Annotated in this window: 21 protein-coding genes; 10 read left to right on the top strand and 11 right to left on the bottom strand. The window is 67.7% G+C overall.

The annotated features are described in order from the left end of the window. Positions 1 to 65: 65 nt before the first annotated feature. From RKE25_RS08555 to greB, 3 genes are read left to right on the top strand one after another with little or no spacing between them, the layout of a single operon-like run. Complete coding sequence (locus RKE25_RS08555; RefSeq protein ID WP_311841816.1) at positions 66 to 1,562, top strand: helicase HerA-like domain-containing protein; 1,497 nt, start codon at positions 66 to 68, stop codon at positions 1,560 to 1,562. A gap of 9 nt (positions 1,563 to 1,571) precedes the next feature. Beyond that, on the top strand, positions 1,572 to 2,831 hold the full coding sequence (locus RKE25_RS08550) for a hypothetical protein (protein ID WP_311841815.1): 1,260 nt from the start codon (positions 1,572 to 1,574) through the stop codon (positions 2,829 to 2,831). After that, a complete protein-coding gene (greB, locus tag RKE25_RS08545; protein ID WP_311841814.1) occupies positions 2,828 to 3,325 on the top strand; it encodes a transcription elongation factor GreB in 498 nt (165 codons plus the stop codon). Before RKE25_RS08550 ends, greB begins: the two co-directional genes overlap by 4 nt. 66 nt (positions 3,326 to 3,391) lie before the next feature. On the opposite strand, the gene RKE25_RS08540 is transcribed toward greB, so the two are convergent. The 4 genes from RKE25_RS08540 to rimO all read right to left on the bottom strand — a co-directional run bounded on the left by RKE25_RS08540 (position 3,392) and on the right by rimO (position 7,336). Beyond that, positions 3,392 to 3,991 (bottom strand): hypothetical protein, encoded by a 600-nt coding sequence (locus RKE25_RS08540; RefSeq protein ID WP_311841813.1) that lies wholly within the window; start codon positions 3,989 to 3,991, stop codon positions 3,392 to 3,394. An 85-nt stretch (positions 3,992 to 4,076) separates the two neighbouring features. Continuing rightward, entirely contained in the window at positions 4,077 to 5,102 is a 1,026-nt protein-coding gene (gene phnD / locus RKE25_RS08535) for a phosphate/phosphite/phosphonate ABC transporter substrate-binding protein (RefSeq protein WP_311841812.1), read from the bottom strand. A 71-nt stretch (positions 5,103 to 5,173) separates the two neighbouring features. Next, on the bottom strand, positions 5,174 to 6,001 hold the full coding sequence (locus RKE25_RS08530) for a DUF3025 domain-containing protein (protein ID WP_311841811.1): 828 nt from the start codon (positions 5,999 to 6,001) through the stop codon (positions 5,174 to 5,176). A 12-nt stretch (positions 6,002 to 6,013) separates the two neighbouring features. Next, a complete protein-coding gene (gene rimO / locus RKE25_RS08525; RefSeq protein ID WP_311841810.1) occupies positions 6,014 to 7,336 on the bottom strand; it encodes a 30S ribosomal protein S12 methylthiotransferase RimO in 1,323 nt (440 codons plus the stop codon). A gap of 137 nt (positions 7,337 to 7,473) precedes the next feature. Between rimO and RKE25_RS08520 the strand changes: the two genes are divergently transcribed. Further along, entirely contained in the window at positions 7,474 to 8,142 is a 669-nt protein-coding gene (locus RKE25_RS08520; protein WP_311841809.1) for a dienelactone hydrolase family protein, read from the top strand. After that, on the top strand, positions 8,139 to 8,552 hold the full coding sequence (locus RKE25_RS08515; protein WP_311841808.1) for an HIT family protein: 414 nt from the start codon (positions 8,139 to 8,141) through the stop codon (positions 8,550 to 8,552). Before RKE25_RS08520 ends, RKE25_RS08515 begins: the two co-directional genes overlap by 4 nt. Positions 8,553 to 8,603: 51 nt before the next feature. Here the strand turns inward: RKE25_RS08515 and RKE25_RS08510 are convergent, their stop codons facing one another. After that, on the bottom strand, positions 8,604 to 9,098 hold the full coding sequence (locus RKE25_RS08510; protein ID WP_311841807.1) for a hypothetical protein: 495 nt from the start codon (positions 9,096 to 9,098) through the stop codon (positions 8,604 to 8,606). A 115-nt stretch (positions 9,099 to 9,213) separates the two neighbouring features. Further along, positions 9,214 to 9,780 carry a dCTP deaminase gene (dcd, locus tag RKE25_RS08505; protein WP_311841806.1) on the bottom strand — a complete coding sequence of 189 codons (567 nt, stop codon included), beginning with the start codon at positions 9,778 to 9,780 and terminating at the stop codon, positions 9,214 to 9,216. A 355-nt stretch (positions 9,781 to 10,135) separates the two neighbouring features. Between dcd and RKE25_RS08500 the strand changes: the two genes are divergently transcribed. Continuing rightward, entirely contained in the window at positions 10,136 to 10,735 is a 600-nt protein-coding gene (locus tag RKE25_RS08500) for a hypothetical protein (RefSeq protein WP_311841805.1), read from the top strand. 45 nt (positions 10,736 to 10,780) lie between these two features. On the opposite strand, the gene RKE25_RS08495 is transcribed toward RKE25_RS08500, so the two are convergent. Next, entirely contained in the window at positions 10,781 to 11,329 is a 549-nt protein-coding gene (locus RKE25_RS08495) for an NADPH-dependent FMN reductase (protein WP_311841804.1), read from the bottom strand. 214 nt (positions 11,330 to 11,543) lie between these two features. Further along, positions 11,544 to 12,638, bottom strand: a complete 1,095-nt coding sequence (gene apbC / locus RKE25_RS08490; RefSeq protein WP_311841803.1) for an iron-sulfur cluster carrier protein ApbC — start codon at positions 12,636 to 12,638, stop codon at positions 11,544 to 11,546. Positions 12,639 to 12,772: 134 nt separating this feature from the next. Here apbC and RKE25_RS08485 point away from each other — a divergent pair, with 134 nt between their 5' ends. Next, positions 12,773 to 13,219, top strand: coding sequence for a DUF2147 domain-containing protein (locus RKE25_RS08485; RefSeq protein ID WP_311841802.1), 447 nt, complete (start codon positions 12,773 to 12,775; stop codon positions 13,217 to 13,219). Positions 13,220 to 13,321: 102 nt separating this feature from the next. On the opposite strand, the gene RKE25_RS08480 is transcribed toward RKE25_RS08485, so the two are convergent. Genes RKE25_RS08480 through RKE25_RS08470 form a run of 3 tightly spaced genes read right to left on the bottom strand, consistent with a single transcriptional unit; the run spans position 13,322 to position 15,923 of the window. Next, a complete protein-coding gene (locus tag RKE25_RS08480; protein WP_311841801.1) occupies positions 13,322 to 14,128 on the bottom strand; it encodes a DeoR/GlpR family DNA-binding transcription regulator in 807 nt (268 codons plus the stop codon). Next, positions 14,125 to 14,745, bottom strand: coding sequence for an HAD family phosphatase (locus RKE25_RS08475; protein ID WP_311841800.1), 621 nt, complete (start codon positions 14,743 to 14,745; stop codon positions 14,125 to 14,127). The genes RKE25_RS08480 and RKE25_RS08475 overlap by 4 nt, the downstream gene beginning before the upstream one ends. 14 nt (positions 14,746 to 14,759) lie before the next feature. After that, on the bottom strand, positions 14,760 to 15,923 hold the full coding sequence (locus RKE25_RS08470) for an MFS transporter (RefSeq protein ID WP_311841799.1): 1,164 nt from the start codon (positions 15,921 to 15,923) through the stop codon (positions 14,760 to 14,762). Between the two features lie 234 nt (positions 15,924 to 16,157). Here RKE25_RS08470 and RKE25_RS08465 point away from each other — a divergent pair, with 234 nt between their 5' ends. Genes RKE25_RS08465 through RKE25_RS08455 form a run of 3 tightly spaced genes read left to right on the top strand, consistent with a single transcriptional unit; the run spans position 16,158 to position 19,562 of the window. Next, positions 16,158 to 16,706, top strand: coding sequence for a metal-dependent hydrolase (locus tag RKE25_RS08465; RefSeq protein WP_311841798.1), 549 nt, complete (start codon positions 16,158 to 16,160; stop codon positions 16,704 to 16,706). Positions 16,707 to 16,735: 29 nt separating this feature from the next. Then, complete coding sequence (metG, locus tag RKE25_RS08460) at positions 16,736 to 18,841, top strand: methionine--tRNA ligase (RefSeq protein WP_311841797.1); 2,106 nt, start codon at positions 16,736 to 16,738, stop codon at positions 18,839 to 18,841. Positions 18,842 to 18,875: 34 nt separating this feature from the next. After that, entirely contained in the window at positions 18,876 to 19,562 is a 687-nt protein-coding gene (locus RKE25_RS08455; protein WP_311841796.1) for an alpha/beta fold hydrolase, read from the top strand. The last annotated feature ends 4 nt before the right edge of the window (positions 19,563 to 19,566 follow it).

The following is a 19,566-nucleotide window of genomic DNA, read 5'->3' as shown; positions in this document are numbered from 1 at the left end:
TCCACAGCGCGCGACAGCACCGGCTGCTTGGCTACAATCGCCCGGCCCACCTCGGACGGACCCCCATGACTGACATCCTGATCGGCCGCAACGACAGCACCAGCGTCAATCTCGACCCGCACTTCGGCAACCGGCACGGGATGATCGCCGGCGCCACCGGCACCGGCAAATCCGTCTCGCTGATGGTGCTGGCCGAAGGTTTCTCGCGGCTGGGCGTGCCCTGCTTCCTGGCGGACGCGAAGGGCGACCTGGCCGGCCTGTCGATGCCGGCGGGTGAGCCGGGCGACAAGCTCAAGGCGCGCCTCGCCAAGCTCGGCCTCGCCGACTGGAAGCCGCAGGCCAATCCGGTCATCTTCTGGGACATCTACGGCAAGCTCGGTCATCCCGTGCGCGCCACCATCAGCGAGATGGGTCCCACCCTGCTCGGCCGCATCCTGGAATTGAACGACACCCAGGAAGGCGTGCTGGAAGTGATCTTCAAGGTCGCCGACGAAAACGGCTGGCTGCTGCTGGACCTCGCCGACCTGCGCGCCCTGCTCGGCTTCGCCGCCGAGAATGCCAAGGACATCTCCACTCAGTACGGCCTGATCAGCACGCAGAGCATCGCCGCCATCCAGCGCGCGGTACTGAAGCTGGAACAGGACGGCGCCGACCAGTTCTTCGGCGAACCGGCGCTGGAACTGGCCGACCTGATGCGCCAGGACATGAGCGGCCGCGGCGTGATCAACGTGCTGGCCGCGGACCAGCTCATTCTCAAGCCGCGCCTCTATTCCACCTTCCTGCTGTGGCTGCTGTCCGAGCTCTTCGAACAGCTGCCCGAAGTCGGCGACCTCGACCAGCCGAAGATGGTGTTCTTCTTCGACGAGGCGCACCTGCTGTTCGACGACGCCCCGCCGGCGCTGATGCAGCGTGTGGAGCAGGTGGTGCGCCTGATCCGTTCCAAGGGCGTGGGCGTGTACTTCTGCTCGCAGAACCCCGACGACGTGCCGGGCAACATCCTCGGCCAGCTCGGCAACCGCGTGCAGCACGCGCTGCGTGCGTTCACACCGCGCGACCAGAAGGCGGTCAAGGCCGCGGCCGAGACGTTCGCGCCCAACCCCAAGCTGGACGTCACCGATGCGATCACCAAACTGGCCGTGGGCGAGGCGCTCGCCTCCACGCTGCGCGACGGCGGCGTGCCGTCGCCGGTAGAGCAGGTCTTGGTGACCTCGCCGACCTCGCGCATCGGCGCGATCACGGAGGCCGAACGCGCGGCCGCGCGCCAGCGCTCGCCGGTGGGCGGCAAGTACGACAACGCGGTGAACCGCGAATCGGCCGCCGAGATGCTCGCCGCCCGCGCCAGCGAAAAGGCGGCTCACGCCAAGCCCGCCGGCAAGGGCACGGCCGCCGGCGCCGAGGGCCCGGGCTGGGGCGATGCCGTGCGCGACGTTCTGCTGGGCAACGGCCGCCGCCAGGGCGTGATCGAGACGATGGCGAAGTCCGCCACGCGCACCATCGGTACGCGGCTGGGCCAGCAGATCGTGCGCGGCGTGCTCGGGAGCATCTTCGGCGGCAAGCGCTGAGCCGCCGCCATGCCCAAAGTCGCGACGGTTTCCGCCGACACGCCGTTCCTGCAGCGGCTCCCGGCGGCCTTCGGCTATCCGTTGCGCGGTGCCGCGCTTGCCAGCTGCGTGGGGCTCGCGCTGGCGCACTACGTCGGCCTGCTGCCTTCCGCGGTGGGCACACTGGCGAGCCTGATGGTGTGGGCGGCGACATGGCGCTACGCCGCCGATTGCATGCTGCACACCGCCAACGGCTTCGCCGATCCGCCCGACGTGAGCCTGGGTGGCAATGAATCGGCTGGCTGGGCGCTGACCGCGATCCACCTGCTGCTGGCAGCGCTGTGCCTGCTCTCGGCGGTGTTTTTCCCGGGCGCGCTCTGGCCGGTTTTGATCGCAGCGGCGCTGGTTCTGCCGGCGATCGACATGACGCTGGCCTTCGAGGGCAATCTCGCTGCTGCGCTGAATCCGGCGCAGGTCGTGCGCGTGATCGGTGGATTCGGGCTGGCCTACCTCATCCCCGTGGCGATCAACCTCGCCGTGGCCGTACTGGTGGTGCTGGCATCGCTGGCCTCGGGCCTGCTGCCGCGCATCGTGGCATTACCGCTCTACGCGTTCGCCTACACCTATCTGATCGTGCTCGGCTTCCACCTGATGGGCGCCATGATCCACGAACGGCACGAGCGTTTCGGCATGGCACCGGAAGCCGAGCGGCTCGTCGCCGCTAGCGGTCAGGACGCCGATACGCAGCTACTCGCGGCAGTGCGGCAGCGCGCCGAAGAACAGCCGCGTGCAGCCATCGACATGCTGGTGGCCCGGCTGCAGGATCGCAGCGCGCCCGCTGCGCTGCACTTGGCCTACCGGCAACTGTTGCGGCAGGAAGGCCTGCACGACGCGCTCCTTGTGCACGGCCAGATCTGGACGGCCTCGCTGCTGGCGCACGGCGAAGGCAAGCGCGCGCTGGGCCTGGTGCAGGAATGCATGGAGATCGACCCCGTCTTCCTGCCCGACGACCCGGCAACCGCGGGTCCGCTCGCCGAACTGGCGGCGCGCCTGGGCATGAGCCGTCTCGCGGTCAGGCTCTGCCGGGGTTATCTTTCGACCTGGCCACGCGCTACCGAGGCGCCCCGCATCGGCCTGCTGGCTGCGCAACAGCTCGGCCAGCGCTTGAACCAGCCTGCCGAAGCCCTGGTGTTGCTGCGCCGGTTGACCGCCGCCTGGCCCGACCATCCGCTGCGCGGCGACCTGCTCGCGCTCGAACGACAACTGCTGGACACCCCTGACGCGCGATGAGCCGCTGGCGGCCACCCTCCCCCTCCTCCACGGCCATCATCACCCGCGAGGGTTTCGAGAAACTCAAGGCCGAACTGGACCATCTCTGGCACACCCTGCGACCTGAGGTGGTGAAGGCGCTCGCCGCCGCCGCGGCCGAAGGCGATCGGTCGGAGAACGCCGAGTACACGTATCGCAAGAAGCAACTCGGCGAGATCGACCGTCGCGTGCGCTATCTGAGCAAACGCATTCCGGCGCTGAAAGTGGCCGAGGGCGCGCCGGCCGACCGCACGGCGGTGTTCTTCGGCGCGCGCATCGAGCTGGAGAATGTCGATTCCGGAGACACGGCGATCTATCGGATCGTCGGCCCAGACGAGACCGACGCGAAGGCCGGCTGGATCAGCGTGGACTCGCCACTGGCCCGTGCCGTGCTGAAGAAGCGCGTGGACGACGAATTCGAGGCGGAGCTGCCCGGCGGTCGCACGCGTTTCGCGATCGTATCGGTGGAGTACTGACCGGGCGCGCCAGCCGCCATCCCGGCGTACGCCGGAATGGCGGCCTGGAGGCTCACTCGCAGCGCGTCACTTCGCGCCGTCGCTCATCTGCGCCGCGATCTGCTGCTGGTGCGATTCGAAGAAGGCCACATTCGCGGCATTCACCTTCGACTGGTCGATCGTCTTGGCCAGGTTGGGATCGTTGCGCGCCTGCACCGCGAGCGCCGCATTCATCAGCGCGAGATTGGCCAGCAGGAACTCGCGAGGCGTAAAGCCCTGCTTCTTCACCAGCGGACCGAGCTTGGGATCGCTGCCCACCGCATAGTTGGCAAGATCGTCCAGGCTGCGCACTTTGGAAGGATCGGGCGCCGGTTGCGGACGGATGTTCTGCGCCCGCGCCTCCTTGGTCACGGTGAGCAGGCGGCTCAGCACGTCCTCGTTGAGGGTGTAGTTCTTGATCGCCTGCTGATCCGCCGCCGGCAGCTCCGGGCCGCTCGCCTGCGCCTGGGGGGCCGGCGACTGCTGGGGTGCGGACTGCTGGGGAGCGGACTGCTGCGGTGCGGACGACGGCCGCGGGCTGGCCTGGGCGGCGGCGGTCGCCGGCGACAGCGCCGCGGCGCCCAGCAGCGACAGCGCGAACAGCCAGCGCATGGAGGCGCCCCGGCGGCGCGCTTGGTGATGAGTCATGCGGTTGTCTCCTCGTGGCATGGTGATTCCCCACCCTACGCGTCGAGGATGAACCGCACCTGCCCGAGCGGCACGGCGCGTCAGCCTAATGCGCCTGCAATTGCCGCACTAGCTCCCGATGCTCCGCTTCCACCTGGCGCAGGCGCGCGTCGCGCGCAGCGTCGCTGACCCAGCGCCCATGCTGGGCCTGCTGCCGCTGCAAGGTGTATTCCATGTCCGCGAAGGAACGCAGGACGAGGCTGGTCGCGGGCACGAAGCCGGCCAGATCGGGAATCCGCGCTAGGTTGGCGCGCTCGCGCTCGCCCGCGGGCCCGCTGCTCTTGCCGTAGCCGAGCATGAAATCCATCAGCTGCTTGCGCAGGCCCGGCTCCATGCCTTCACGGATCACCAGCACGCCAGAGGGAATCAGGCTGGAGCGCCAAATCACCTTCAGCTGCGAGGCCTGGTCCGGGAACGTGCGGCGGAACAAGTCCAGGTCGGGGTTGTTGCCGCTGGCCACGTCCACTTCGCCATTGACCACCGCCAGGGCGTTGTTCTGGTGATTGCCGACGCGCACACGTGCGAAGAAGGTGTCCGAGTTCAGGCCGCGCGGCGCGAACACTTCCGCCTCGGGCGCGACGTAGCCGGTCACCGACAGCGGCTCGCCGCGCGCGTAGCGCCAGCGGCCCGGATGCGCGAGCAAGGTGTTCAGATCGTGGATGGGGCCATCGCTGCGCACGATGAGCATCGCCACGTTGCCCTTGGCGCCGTCGTTGCGCTCGAACTGGGCGAATACGCTCATCTGCTGGTGCAGCACCGCCTCGATGGCGAGCCGCCCGGAAAGGAAGGCGATATCGACGCGCTGGTCGCCGATCGCGCCGGACAGGCCGGCGTAACTGCTGACCGACACCGTGGTGACGGGGTGCCCCAGTCGCTTTTCCAGGTCGGCCAGCAGCGGGCGCCATTGTTCGCGGGACTCGGCCGCGCTGCCGATCGGCAGGATACCGAACCGGATCGGCGTGGCGGCATCGGCCGCGGTAGCCGGCCAAGGCAGCCAGCAGACCAGCCACAGCATCCATCCGCCCAGCCGGCGAAGCCGCTCGCGCGGCCGCTTCGACGCCTTCGCCTTCATCTGTGCCGCCCCCGCTTGGCCCCTGGGGCTATATAGCCGTGAAGACCCCGACCCGGCAATCGCCGGCGAGATCAGGACGCCAGGCTTGTGCCGCAGGACACGGGCGGCGGATAGCGGCGTCCCTCGCGCAGGGGCTGGTAGCACGCCGTCGTGCGGTGGAATGCCTCGTCGCCGTTGTCCGGATGCCAGCCCGGCACGCCCGACAGCGGCAGCGGACGCAACTCCAGCGGATCGCGCAGCAAGACCCCGCCGGCGACGCCGTCCGCGCAGCGCGACGGAACCATGGCCGCCTCCGCTTCCGTCGCACAGACGAACACCAGCGCCTTGCCAACCAGCAGTTTGCCGGCCGTAAGCGCATGTTCCAGCAAGGCGTGCCCGAACACCTCCACGCGAATGGAGCCGTCCAGCCAGGCATCGCGCCGCCGCCAGAACAGGCCATGCCAGTCGTGCGCGTCCCACAGCGCCAGCAGTGCCGGATCGCGCATGGCGACCAGCACGCCGGCTTCGTCGAAATGGGTCATCGCGCACTGCGGCCGGGAGCGCTCGCGCGTACCCATGTGCGCGATTTCCGCGGCCTGCTGGGCATTCAGCGCGCGCTTGATCGCGGGATAGCGCAGCCACGCGAGAGCATTGAACAGGTCATGCCAGTTGGCTTCGCGCGTGGCGATGTCGCCGCGCGCGTGGATGCGCTCTTCGTAATGCAGGCCGTCGTCGAGCAGTTCGCGCGTCTGTGCCGCGAAGCGCTCGCGGCTTCCGGCGGGAAGCAGGCTGTTGAGCATCGCCACCTCCGGCCAACGCGAGCCGCGCAGCAGCGCGTCGTAGTCGCTCCACGCGGCAAGCGGCGGCCGGTCGAACACGACCGGATCGACCGCTTCACGCGCCGGCGCGACGTAGCGCATGGCGATACCGGCTCAGCCGGCGAGGCGCGCGTGCAGGTCGTGCTCGTCGGCCGCTTCGACCGTCACGTCGACGAACTGGCCCGGCTTCAGCAACTGGCCGTTGGCGATGCGCACCACACCGTCGATTTCCGGCGCGTCCGCGGCCGAGCGCGCGACCGCGCCTTCGGGCCCCGCTTCGTCGACCAGCACCTTGATGGTGCGGCCGATCTTGCGCTGCAGCTTGGCCGCCGAAATCTCCGCCTGCACCGCCATGAACTGCTCAAGGCGGTCTTCCTTGAGTTCCTCGGACACGGCGCCCGGCAGCTCGTTCGCCTTCGCACCGTCCACCGGCGAATAGGCGAACGCGCCCACGCGGTCGAGCTCGGCTTCGCGAAGGAAATCCAGCAGTTCCTCGAACTCTTCATCGGTCTCGCCCGGGAAGCCGACGATGAACGTGCTGCGGATGGTCAGCTCGGGCACGGCCTTGCGCCAGTTGCGGATGCGCTCCAGCGTCTTGTCGATGTTGCCCGGCCGCTTCATCAGCTTGAGGATACGCGGGCTGGCGTGCTGGAACGGGATATCCAGGTACGGCAGCAACTTGCCCTCGGCCATCAGCGGCATCACCTCGTCCACGTGCGGGTACGGGTAGACGTAGTGCAGGCGCGTCCACACGCCCAGTTCGGACAGGCCTTCGCACAGCTCGGTCATCCGCGTGCGATAGCTCTTGTCGCGCCACTGGCGCTCGGCGTACTTCAGATCCACGCCGTAGGCGCTGGTGTCCTGCGAGATCACCAGCAGTTCCTTCACGCCGCCCTTTACCAGGCGCTCGGCTTCCACCAGCACTTCGTCGACCGGTCGCGAGACGAGGTCGCCGCGCATCGACGGGATGATGCAGAAGCTGCAGCGGTGATTGCAGCCTTCGGAGATCTTCAGATACGCGTAGTGCTTCGGCGTCAACTTGATGCCCGTGTCCGGGATGATGTCCAGCAAGGGATTGCGCTTGGGCGGCAGTGCGGTATGCACGGCGCTCATCACGCTCGCGTAGTCCTGCGGACCGGTGATCGCCAGCACATCCGGATAAGCCTCGCGGATCAGCTCCGAGCGCTTGCCCAGGCAACCGGTGACGATGACCTTGCCGTTCTCGTGCAGCGCCTCGCCGATGGCGTCGAGCGATTCCTGCACCGCCGCGTCGATGAAGCCGCAGGTGTTGACCACCACGGCGTCCGCCGCGTCGTAGCTGGGCACGATCTCGTAGCCCTCGACCTTGAGCTGGGTGAGGATGCGCTCGGAATCGACCAGGGCCTTGGGGCAGCCGAGCGAGACGAAACCGATCTTGGGAGTGGACGGCTGGGACATGGCCTGGGGACCGCAAGCGTAGGAAAAACGGCGAATTATACCGGTAACGGCGGCCGAGGGCCCGCTCACCCGGCTTTCGCTGTTCCGTACCATCCGCGCCGCCTAAACTCGCCACTTTGCCGCAGCGAGAACCATCCATGGGCCAGAACCTCAACCTCCCGACCTCCGGCACGCAGTGCATCGGCGCCTACCTGGCGAAGCCCGGAGGCGCTTCGCGGGGCGGCATCGTGGTGATCCAGGAAATTTTCGGCGTGAACGAGCACATCCGCAGTGTGGCGGACCGCCTGGCCGCTGCCGGCTATACCGCCATCGCACCGCACTTCTTCGATTACCTGGAGACAGGGGTGGAGATGGGCTACAGCCCCGAAACGGCGGCGCGCGGCAAGGCGCTGGTGAACGAGCTGGGCATGGAGCGCGCCGTCGAGGCGGTGGCGAGCGCGGCCGAAGCGATCGCCTCCGCCGGCCGCATCGGCACGGTCGGCTTCTGCTGGGGCGGCACGGTCGCCTTGCTGGCTGCCACGCGCCTGGGCTTTCCTTCGGTCAGCTACTACGGCGCGCGCAACCTGCCTTACCTGGACGAGCAGCCGAAAGCTCCCGTGATGTTCCACTTCGGCGAACTCGACAAGAGCATCCCGCCGGAGATGGTGGCCACGCACCGCGAGAAGCTGCCGCAGATGGAGATCTACACCTATCCCGCCGACCACGCTTTCAATCGCGACGTCGGCCCGCAGTACCACGAACCCAGCGCCGTGCTCGCCTGGGATCGCACCATGGGCTTCTTCGCGCGCGAGCTGGCCGCTGCATGAGCGACGCACCGTTCGCGCTGGACGGCCGCCTCGCCGCCGACACTTGCCACGTCGCCAGCCTCCCGCTGTGCGACGTGCTGCTGATGAACGACGCTCGCTTCCCCTGGCTGATCCTCGTACCGCGCCGGCCGGGGCTGTCGGAAATCGCGGACCTGCCGGAAGCGGACCGGACCACACTGTGGCAGGAAGTGGACCGCGCCGCTGCCGCGCTGCGCGCCTACGCGCCCTGCGACAAGCTCAACCTTGGCGCGCTCGGCAATATCGTGCGGCAGCTGCACGTGCACGTGGTGGCGCGGCGCGAAGGAGACGCGGCATGGCCGGGCCCGGTGTGGGGCAGCGGGCCCACGCAACCCTACGCGCCGGAAGAGCGGGACCAGCTTGTCGAGCGCCTGCGGCTGGCCCTGGCATAAAAAAACGCCCGCGATCGCTCGCGGGCGTTTCGTTTTCCGGATGAAGCCGCTTCAGCGCTGCGACGGATCGTAGCCGCCGCTGCTCGCTTCCTTGCCCTTCATCTCGTCGTTCATCTTGACCGGGGCGTGGTAGTCCTCGAGCTCGCGCGCCTTGGTGTCCACCGGGTTGATCTTCTTCAGCGTGCCGCCGTCGTCGTAGTACACGGTGAAGCCGTAATCCAGCTGCATGCGCGCCATGAATTCGAGATGCGCCTTGCGCACCTTCGATTCGTCGCTGGGCACCAGCAGCACGGTCTTGGGCAGCTTGCCCTGGTCTTTCAGGTAGGCGAAGTGGCTGCCCGTATCCAGGGCGGAGAGCACCGCGCCATCCACCATGAACTGGCCGCTCTTGTAGGCCTGCACGGTGGCATCGAACTGGCCCTGCATCTGGGCCGTCTTGATGGCCTCGTCCTTGGTGGCGCCGCGATGGCAGCCGGCGAGGACCAGCAGGCTCCCCAGCAGGGCGGCAGCGGCGGTGCGGCTGAGCAGCGTGGATAAACGGATCATGCGAATCTCCGGCAAATCAGTGGTGGCAACGAAGCGAGTGTAGCGCCGGCCCCGGGGCCCGCACCGCCGCGGGACGGCAGCCATTCAGCCGCCGACCGCGCGAATTCCTGCGATCTCAGGTGCGCGGCAGAGTGACGCCGCGCTGCCCCTGGTATTTGCCGCCGCGGTCGCGGTAGCTGGTCTCGCATTCCTCGTCGGATTCGAGGAACAGCATCTGCGCCACGCCCTCGTTGGCATAGATCTTGGCGGGCAGCGGCGTGGTGTTGGAGAACTCCAGCGTCACGTGGCCTTCCCACTCCGGCTCCAGCGGCGTGACGTTGACGATGATGCCGCAGCGCGCATACGTGCTCTTGCCCAGGCAGATGGTGAGCACGCTGCGCGGGATGCGGAAGTACTCGACCGTGCGCGCGAGCGCGAAGGAGTTCGGCGGAATGATGCACACGTCCGCTTCCACGTCGACGAAGCTGGTCGGGTCGAAGGCCTTCGGGTCGACGATGGTGGAGTTGATATTGGTGAAGATCTTGAACTCGCGCGCACAGCGCACGTCGTAGCCGTAGCTCGACGTGCCGTACGACACCAGCCGGTTGCCCTCGCGAACCTTGACCTGGCCCGGCTCGAACGGCTCGATCATGCCGTGCTGCTCGGCCATGCGCCGGATCCACTTGTCGGATTTGATGCTCACTCGGGCTCCCATTGCGTTCGTTGTGCGTCCCGGCGCCGGACGCTGGGCCGAGGAAGCGGAAAAACATAGCGGATCGGCCTGGGCACCGCCAGTCGAACGGCGGTGTCCCCTGGTCGCCATGAAATCCGGGCCTGATCATCGCGGCGCTGCCGCAAAGCCTGCTTTTTCGTCAGCCACACGCAAGCCATGGAAGACAACACCATGACCAGAAAGGATTTTTGAAAGAGACCAATCCGCCGCAGGCTGAGCGGCCGATAAATCCATCCGGCCGCCGCGAGTCAACACGCCCGCCGAGCCCCCGTTCTCCGCTCGCACCCGGGCCACGCAGTTCCACCACTTCAAAGAGGAGAACGCCATGCACTACCGCTCGAACTTCCGTCGCGCCGCACTGGTCGGCGTCATCGCCGCCGTCATCGGCACCGCGGCCAGCGCCCAGGAGGCGCCGGTGAACCAGGACGTGCAGCGCAACGTGAACCAGCAGCAGCGCATCGAGAACGGCGTCAAGGACGGCCAGCTGACCACACGCGAGACCGCGCATCTGGAACAGGGCCAGGCCCACATCGACCGCATGGAGCAGCGCGACCTGCGCAACGGCCCGCTCACCAGCCAGGAACAGGCGCAGATCCAGCATGCGGAGAACGTGGAGAGCCGCGACATCTATCGCGACGCGCACAACGGCGCCGTGCAGAACCCGGACTCGCCCTCCTCCCGCCGCATGGCCGCCGACGTGCAGCGCGACGTCAACCAGGAGAAGCGCATCGACCAGGGCGTACGCAGCGGTTCGCTCAACGACGGGCAGGTCGCCCGTCTACAGGGTCGCGAGGCGCACGTCGACCACCTTGAGCACAATGCCGGCGCCAACGGCCACGTCAACCGTGCCGAGCAGCGCCGCATCCAGCACACGGAAAACCGCGACAGCCGTGCGATCCATCGCCAGAAGAAGGCGGGCGCCTGATCGCGGAAGCATCAGAACGGGCGCCGTTTCGGCGCCCGTTCTCTTTCAGGGCGAACCGGCGGAAGCGGCGAGAATGGAAGCGAGGCGATCGAGCGCGGCACGGATCCGCGCCACATGTTCCGCCTCGCCCAGCAGCGCCTCCATGGAACTGCCCGCGCCTGGCAATGGAAACACCGCCGCCGCGTCGTCGAGCAGACGGGCCGACATGGTGCGCAGGACTTCGCGCAACGCGTCCTGCGCATGATGGGAGTCTCGCCCCGACGCATTCCATTGCACGACCGGCTTGCCGGGAAACTCCAGGCTCGATACCAGCCAGTCGAGCAGATTCTTGAAAGGCCCCGGCACACCATGTGCGTACTCCGGACAGGCGATGATGATCGCGTCGCTCGTGCCGACGGCTTCGCGCAACGCGAGCACGGCGGGCGGCAGCGGTTCGGCATCGATATCGGGGTTGAACAGCGGCAGCTCGCCCATGCGTCCGAACAGGGTCAGTTCAAGCCCGCGCGGCGCCAGCGCGCGTGCCGCGCGCAGCAAGGCCGTATTGGCGGAGACGGTGCGGAGACTGCCGCTGAGGCAGAGGATGCGCTGTGGCATGGTGATCCGACGCTCCGTTCTGAAATCCGTTCCGCCCTAGATACGGAGGGGTTTGCAGGGTTTGCCCTTGGGCGCCATCGAGCGAGGGCAATGGCTCGATGAGCGCTGCCAGAGGGTGGGAGAACCCTTTGGATCTGTTGCGAACCCCCGACGCCCCGCTCCGCCCAGCCCGATCATTCCACCCCTCTCTTCGCTGGAGAGGACGTCGAGGGCGTTACGCAGGAGGCGCGCCCTGCACCATGATCTTGCCCAGCCCCAGCGACTTGTTGCGCGGCTGGCGCGACAGGCGGCCTGCCGCGTTGCGCGCGATCTCGCGGTAACGCGCGGCGAGGTCGGAGTCCGGCATGGCAACCACCGTGGGCGTGCCGCTGTCGGCCTGTTCGCGGATGCGGATGTCCAGCGGCAGCGAGCCGAGATAGGCCACGTGGTACTGCTCGGCCATGCGCGCGCCACCGCCCTCGCCGAAGATATGCTCCTCGTGCCCGCAGTTCGAGCAAACGTGGGTGGCCATGTTCTCCACCACGCCGAGCACGGGCACCTCCACCTTCTCGAACATCTTCAGCGCCTTGCGCGCATCGAGCAGGGCGATGTCCTGGGGCGTGGTGACGATCACCGCGCCGGCGACCGGCACCTTCTGCGAGAGCGTGAGCTGGATATCGCCGGTGCCCGGCGGCAGGTCCACGACGAGATAGTCGAGCGGCTCCCAGCGGCAATCGTTGAGCAGTTGCATCATGGCCTGCGTGACCATCGGGCCGCGCCAGATCATCGGCGTCTCCTCGTCCACCAGGAAACCGATGGACATCGCCTGCACGCCGTGCGCCTGCATCGGGGTGATGGTCTTGCCGTCCGGCGATTCGGGCTTGCCGCTGATGCCCAGCATGCGCGGCTGGCTGGGGCCGTAGATGTCGGCATCCAGCACGCCCACCTTGGCGCCTTCGGCGGCCAGCGCCAGCGCGAGGTTGGCCGAGACGGTCGACTTGCCCACGCCGCCCTTGCCGGAAGCCACCACGATGATGTTCTTGACGTTCGGCAACGGCGCCAGCGTGCCCTGCACCTTGTGCGCGTAGACGCGGCTGCTTACGGAGACGGCGGCCGACTCGATCGCGGCGTCCGCTTCCAGCGCCCGCTTGACCGTGGCGGCGATCGCCTCGGCCGCGCCGGCCGCCGGATAGCCGAGCTGGAGATCGACGGATACGCGGGCGCCGTCCACGCCCACGGCGCGCAGGCTGTCGGCCAGCGGCGCGCCCGTGTGCGGGTCGATCGTCTCGCCGAGGATGTGGCGTACCAGGGCTTCGCTTGCCTGCGTCATGAGCATGTGTCGTGCAACCGGGAGTTGCCCATTATGCCAGTCCGCCGTGCAGCTCCGAGCTTGCGCATTGCAGCTTGACGCCCAGGCGCGGGCTCGTCAGGCTCCGTCCATACTGTTTCGTACGGGAGGAATGCATGAAGCCCATGATCCGCTTCGCCACCGCCGCCGGCCTGCTGCTCGGCGCCGGCGCGGCGTTCGCCGCCAGCCAATCGCCGGTCGGCACCTGGAAGACCATCGACGACAAGACCCACCAGCCCAAGTCCATCGTGCAGATCACCGAAGTCAACGGCGAACTGCAGGGCAAGGTGCTGCAGGTCCTGCAATCGGACGAAGGCCCGCATCCCATCTGCAAGGAATGCGATGGCGAGCGCAAGAACCAGCCCGTCGAGGGCATGGTGATCATGTGGGGCGTCAAGCAGGACGGCGACGAGTGGGATGGCGGCAAGATCCTCGACCCGAAGAATGGCAAGACCTACAAGGTCAAGCTCAAGACCATGGACAACGGCACGAAGCTGGACGTGCACGGCTACATCGGTTTCTCGCTGATCGGACGCAGCCAGGTGTGGGAACGTCAGGAATAAGCGTTCCGCCAGGCTTGAAGTACGAAAACGCCCCGCATGGCGGGGCGTTTTCTTTTGAGGCGAACCGGAATAGCGACTGCGCCGCTCAGGCCTCCCCCGCGCTCATGAAGCCGCCTCGGCGCGGTGCACGGTGACCCCGCGCGATGCGTAGGACGCACGCGTCGCCTTGTCCACGCCGTGCTCCACTACCAGGTGCTGCACTTCGGCCAGCTCGGCCACGCGATGTGTTGCCACGGCGCCGAGCTTGTCGCTGGTCACCACCACCACGGCTTCGCCGCTGCATTCGACCATGGTGCGCTTGAAGAGCACTTCCTCGCTGTCGAAACCCCACAGCCCGCCGTGCAGGTCCATGGCGCAGGCGCCCGGGAAACAGATATCCGCGCGGATCCCCTGCAGGGCCTTCACCGCCTGCGCGCCCACCGCGCCGCCGATGCGCGGATCGATGCGGCCGCCGATGAGCAGGATCTCGAAACCCTCGCGGTCCATCAGCGCGAGCGCGACGTCCGGAGCATTGGTCACCACCGTCAACCCCAGGCGCTCGGGCAAGGCGGCCGCGATCGCCGTGTTGGTGGACCCCGCGTCGATCAGGAGGATCTGGCCCTGCCGCACCAGCGTCGCCGCCTTGCGCGCCAGTGCCTGCTTGCGGCCGGCGTGCTCGCCGCGTCGCTGCTTGAGCGGCTGCAGCGCCACGGTCAGCGGCAAGGCACCGCCGTAGACCCGTTTGCATAGCCCTTGCGCGGCCAGCTCGCGCAGATCGCGGCGGATCGAGTCCTCCGACACCTGGAATTCGGCCGCCAGTTCCGCCGCCACCACGCGCCCCTGTTGGCGCAGGCGCTGCAGAATCCACTGCTGCCGCTCCTGCGGCAGTGCTTCGGCCGGCAAGGCATCGATCGCTGCGGCCCTGCTCATGCCATCGCCTCCGCGTCGACCAGGCCGTGCGACGCCAACCATGCACGCAAGCCTTCGGCGCCCTGGAACCACCAGGCGTGCATGCCGAGCGCTGCGGCGGCATCGACGTTGCGCCGCGCGTCATCGATGTAGATCGCGCGCGCTGGCTCGATGCCATAACGCTCGAACAGGCGCTGGTAAATGCGCGGATCAGGCTTGATCAGGCGCTCGTCACCCGAGACCACGATGCCTTCGAACCAACGCAGGAAGTCGTACATCTCCAGCGCCACCGGAAACGTTTCGTGCGACCAGTTCGTCAGCGCGTAGAGGCGCACGCCGCGCGCCTTCAGCTCGGCGAGCAGGGCCACGCTATCCTGGATCGGCCCGGCCAGCATCTCTTTCCAGCGATCGCGGAACGCGCTGATCAACGGCGCATGTTCAGGAAAATCCGCACTCAGCGTCGCCACCGCCTCTGCCCAGGGACGTCCGGCATCCTGCTGTTCGTTCCATGCGCCCGTGCAGACGTCGGCGAGAAAACGCTCCATCGCCGCCTCGTCATCGAACAGCTGGCGATACAGATAGCGCGGATTCCAATCGATCAGCACGCCGCCCAGGTCGAACACCACGGTATCGATCATGTCGCTCGCTCCTTTCACCGGCGCACGATCCGCGCAGACGCGGACACCAGCAGCAACAACCCGGCCACGGCGGCCATTGCCACCGGCAGGCTGCTCACCTTGGACAGGAAACCGATCAGCGCAGGGCCGCTGAGCAACCCCACGTAGCCGAGCATGGTGACCGTGGCCAGGGCCACCGCCGGCGAAGTTCCGGGCAGGCGGCCTGCCGCGCTGAACATCACCGGGACGATGTTGGACGCGCCCAGGCCGATCAGTACGAAACCGAACAGGGACGCGGGCGCCCAGGGCACGCCGGCCACCAGGGCGAAACCCGCGGCGGCCAGGGCCGCGCCTGCGCGCACGGTCCACACCGTGCCTATGCGCTGCACCAGCCGATCGCCGGTGAGGCGGCCCAGCGCCATCGCGATCGAGAAGCACGCATAGCCGATGCCGGCCGAGCTCGGCGCAAAGCTGCGGAAATCGCGCAGGAACACCGCGCTCCAGTCCAGCATCGAACCCTCGGCCATGAAGCTGACGAAACACAGCAGCCCCAGCAGCAACACCAGGCCTCGCGGCATGCCGAACGCCGCATGCCCCTCATTGGCTTCCCCGCCGTGCGGCAGCAGGCCGCCGCGCAAGAAGAGCACGAGCGCCGCCAGCACGGCCGCCACGATAGCCGCGCACCACGCCAGCGGCAGACCGGTTCCCAGCAGCGCGCTCATCAGCGCCGCGCCGGTCAGGCCGCCCACGCTGAACAGCCCGTGGAAACCGGACATCAGCACACGGCCGTCGAGGCGCTCCACTTCCACCGCATGCGCGTTCATCGCAACGTCGACCACGCCTAGCATCACGCCGAAATACGCCAGCGCCACGGTGAGCACCGCCGCGCTCGGCGCGACGGCAAGTACCGGCAGTGCCAGGCACAGCAACAGGCCCGAGGCGACGATCACGCGGCGGTTGCCGAAGCGGTGGCTCAGCCAGCCCACGAACGGCATCGACGCCATCGAGCCGCCACCGAACACCAGCAGGATCAAGCCGAGCTGCGCGTCGTCCAGACCGAGTCTCGACTTTGCGTACGGCACCATGGGAGCCCATGCCGACATACCGATACCCGAGACCAGGAAGATCAGGCGGGTGGACAACGTGGCGCGTCCCAGGGATTCGCGACCGGTCAACACGGCTTCGCCCGCTGTGCTCATGAAGGGATGGCCCATGCTCGAACAATTGGCATAAATGTAGACAATCGTGCACAAACAAGCAACCAGCCCGGTGCGGTGGCCGTAACCGGCGCGGGCTGGAATCCGGTAACGTCCTGAACCATCGGTGCCGTGCTACAGGATGCCGGCCACCCAGGCGACCGTCTCGTTACCGCCCTCCGTTGCGGCCGGCATGCCTGTGGATATCGACATCTCGCGAGCGCTCAAGGAAGGCCCATGCCCACCGTCATCACCCATGCCGTCGTCCCCCTGCTGATCGGCACCGCCGCCGGACGCCGCGCGATCTCCCCTCGCCTGCTCGCGGCGGGCGCCGTCGCCGCCATGCTGCCCGATGCGGACGTACTCGCCTTCAAATTCGGCATCGCCTATGCCGACGCCTTCGGGCACCGCGGCGCGACGCACTCGATCGCCCTGGCGCTCGCGCTCGCCGCACTGGCCGCATGCGCCTGGCGTCTCCTGCGCACTACGCCAGGGCGCGCTTTCGTCTTTGTGGGACTCGCCGCGCTATCGCACCCTCTGCTGGATGCGCTGACCGATGGCGGACTGGGCGTCGCGCTCGCCTGGCCATTTTCCGCGGACCGGTTCTTCTTTCCGTGGCGGCCGGTCGAGGTGTCGCCGATCGGCGCGCGTTTCTTCAGTACCCGCGGACTGGACGTGCTGGCCTCCGAAGCGTGCTGGGTCTGGCTGCCATGCGCCCTGGCCGCGCTCGCCATCCGGGCGGCGCGCCGGACGGCGCGGCGTCCCGCTCCCGCCCGCGTGCCATAATCCCCGATCCCCTGACCAGCCGAGCAGCCATGTCCCGCCGACTCCTCGTGACCAACGCCCTGCCCTACGCCAATGGCCCGCTGCACCTGGGTCACATGCTGGGCTACATCCAGGCCGACATCTGGGTACGGGCGCAGCGCATGCAGGGAGACGAAGTGTTCTACGTGTGCGCCGACGACGCGCACGGCACGCCGATCATGCTGGCCGCGGAAAAGGCCGGCCTGGCCCCGGAGACCTACATCGACGGTATCCGCCTGACGCACGAGGCGGACTTCGCCGCTTTCGGCGTGGCGTTCGATCACTACCATTCGACCCATTCGGACGAAAACCGCGAGCTCGCCTCGCTGATCTATGCGCGCCTGCGCGATGGCGGTTACATCGCCCGCCGCACGATCCAGCAGCTGTTCGACCCGGAAAAGACCATGTTCCTGCCGGACCGCTACATCAAGGGCACCTGCCCCGTGTGCGGAACCCCGGACCAGTACGGCGACAATTGCGAGAACTGCGGCGCGACCTATGCGCCTACCGACCTGATCAACCCGTACTCGGTGATGTCAGGGGCCACGCCGGTGCTGCGCGACTCGGAGCACTACTTCTTCGAGCTGGGCAAGTTCGAATCGCTGCTGCGCGACTGGTTCGCCGGCAAGCTCACTGGCGGCGAGCCGGTGGCCAACGGCGGCGTGATCGCCAAGCTGCGCGAGTGGCTGGACGGCGGACTGAAGGACTGGGACATCTCGCGCGATGCTCCCTACTTCGGCTTCCCCATCCCCGACGCGCCGGGTAAGTTCTTCTATGTGTGGCTGGATGCGCCGGTAGGTTACCTGGCCAGCTTCAAGGCGCTGTGCGCCAAGACGGGCGTGCGCTTCGAGGATTTCCTCGCGCCGGACAGCCGTGCCGAGATGCACCATTTCATCGGCAAAGACATCATCAATTTCCACGGCCTGTTCTGGCCGGCGATGCTGCACGGCGCCGATTTCCGCACGCCCACCGCCCTGCACGTCAACGGCTACTTGACGGTGAATGGCGCCAAGATGTCCAAGTCGCGCGGCACCTTCATCAAGGCGCGCACGTATCTTGACGTGGGCCTGCACCCGGAATTCCTGCGCTATTACTTCGCATCGATGCTCGGCGACACGCCGGTGGACGTGGACCTGGACCTGAAGTCGTTCGAGGAGCGGGTCAACTCCCATCTCATCGGCAAGTGGGTGAACATCGCCAGCCGCACCGCCGGCTTCGTGCAGAAGTTCTTCGAAGGCCGTCTCGCGCCGGCGTTCGGCAAGGAGGAAGACGAGCTCTGGCGCGAACTGATGGTGCATTACGACGAAGTGCCGTCGCTGTACCGCAGCGGCGAGTTCGCCGACGTCACGCGCAAGTTCGTGCAGATGGCCGACCTGGTGAACGGACACATCGCAACCAAGGCGCCGTGGAACATCGCCAAGGACAACACGCGCCGGCAGGAACTGCACGAAGTCTGCTCGTTCGCGATCGCCGCTTTCCGCCTGCTGGCCGGCCTGCTCAAACCGCTGCTGCCGGCCACGGTGGAGAAAGCCGAGCGCTTCCTCGACGCCCCGATCAACGGCTTCGACGACGCGCGTGCCGAGCTGCACAACCACACCATCAATGCGTTCGACCCCCTGCTCGGCCGCATCGACCCGAAGCTGGTGGAGGCCATGGTAGACGCTTCGCGCGATTCGCTGGCCCCGCCCGAACCCGCCGCCAAGCCCGCCAAAGCGGCAAAGAACGATACCCAGAAGGACAACGGCAAGACCATGAGCGCCCCCGGCAGTACCGACACCGCCCCCGCCACCATCGGCATCGACGACTTCGCCAAACTCGACCTGCGCATCGGCAAGGTCACCGCCTGCGAATTCGTGGACGGCTCGGACAAGCTGCTGCGCTTCGAGCTCGACGCCGGCCCGCTGGGCACGCGCCAGATCTTCTCCGGCATCCGCGCCGCCTACGGCGAGCCGGAAAAGCTGATCGGCCGCAACGTGGTGTTCATCGCCAACCTCGCCCCGCGCAAGATGCGCTTCGGCCTGTCCGAAGGCATGATCCTGTCCGCCGGCGACGGCGGCAGCGACCTGTTCCTGCTGGATGCGGACCAGGGCGCGAAGCCGGGGGCGACTGTTCGCTGAGCGCATGTCGCCGGCCGGACCCACTCTTGTCCTGATGCCGGGACTCGACGGCAGCGGCCATCTGTTCGCCGCCTTCGAGTCGTGCATCGCCGGCGACTGGAAGTATCGGCGCCTCAACTATCCCGCCGATTTGCCGGCCAGCATGGGTGCTTACGTAGCCCACGCGGAGCGGTCGATCGGCGATGAGCAGGCGGTCGTTCTGCTGGCGGAGTCGTTCTCCGGACCGGTCGCCATCCACCTGGCCCGCCGCCTCGGCAATCGCGTCAAGGCCCTGGTGCTTTGCGCGTCATTCGCCACGCGGCCCCACCTCCTCGTGGCGTGGGCCAGCCAGTGGCCGGAAGCATGGCTGGCCGGTGCCGCGCGCATGCGCTGGGCGATACGCGGGTTCTGCGTCGGGCATCGCGCGCCGCCGCCGATCCTTGGCGCAGTCGAAGCGGAACTGAGCAAGCTGGACGGCAAGACCATCAAGCAGCGTCTGCGCATGCTGATCGCACCGGATGCCGCGGATGCCTTGGCCAGGCTCGACATTCCGGTGCTGCTACTTCAACCCACCGGCGATCGCCTGCTCGATCCCTGGGCGCCGAAGCGCCTCGAAGAGCTGGCGCCCGGCGCACATATCGAACGCCTGGACGGCCCGCACTTCCTGCTCCAGACAGAGCCCCAGGCCTGCTGGCGCCGGATCTCCGACTGGCTGACACTTGCACTGACCCTTACCGCCTGATCCC

The sequence above is a fragment of the Dyella sp. BiH032 genome, from assembly GCF_031954525.1.
GTDB lineage: Bacteria > Pseudomonadota > Gammaproteobacteria > Xanthomonadales > Rhodanobacteraceae > Dyella_D.
Note: the sequence above shows the minus strand (reverse complement) of the source record. Positions and strands in the feature narration are given on the sequence as shown.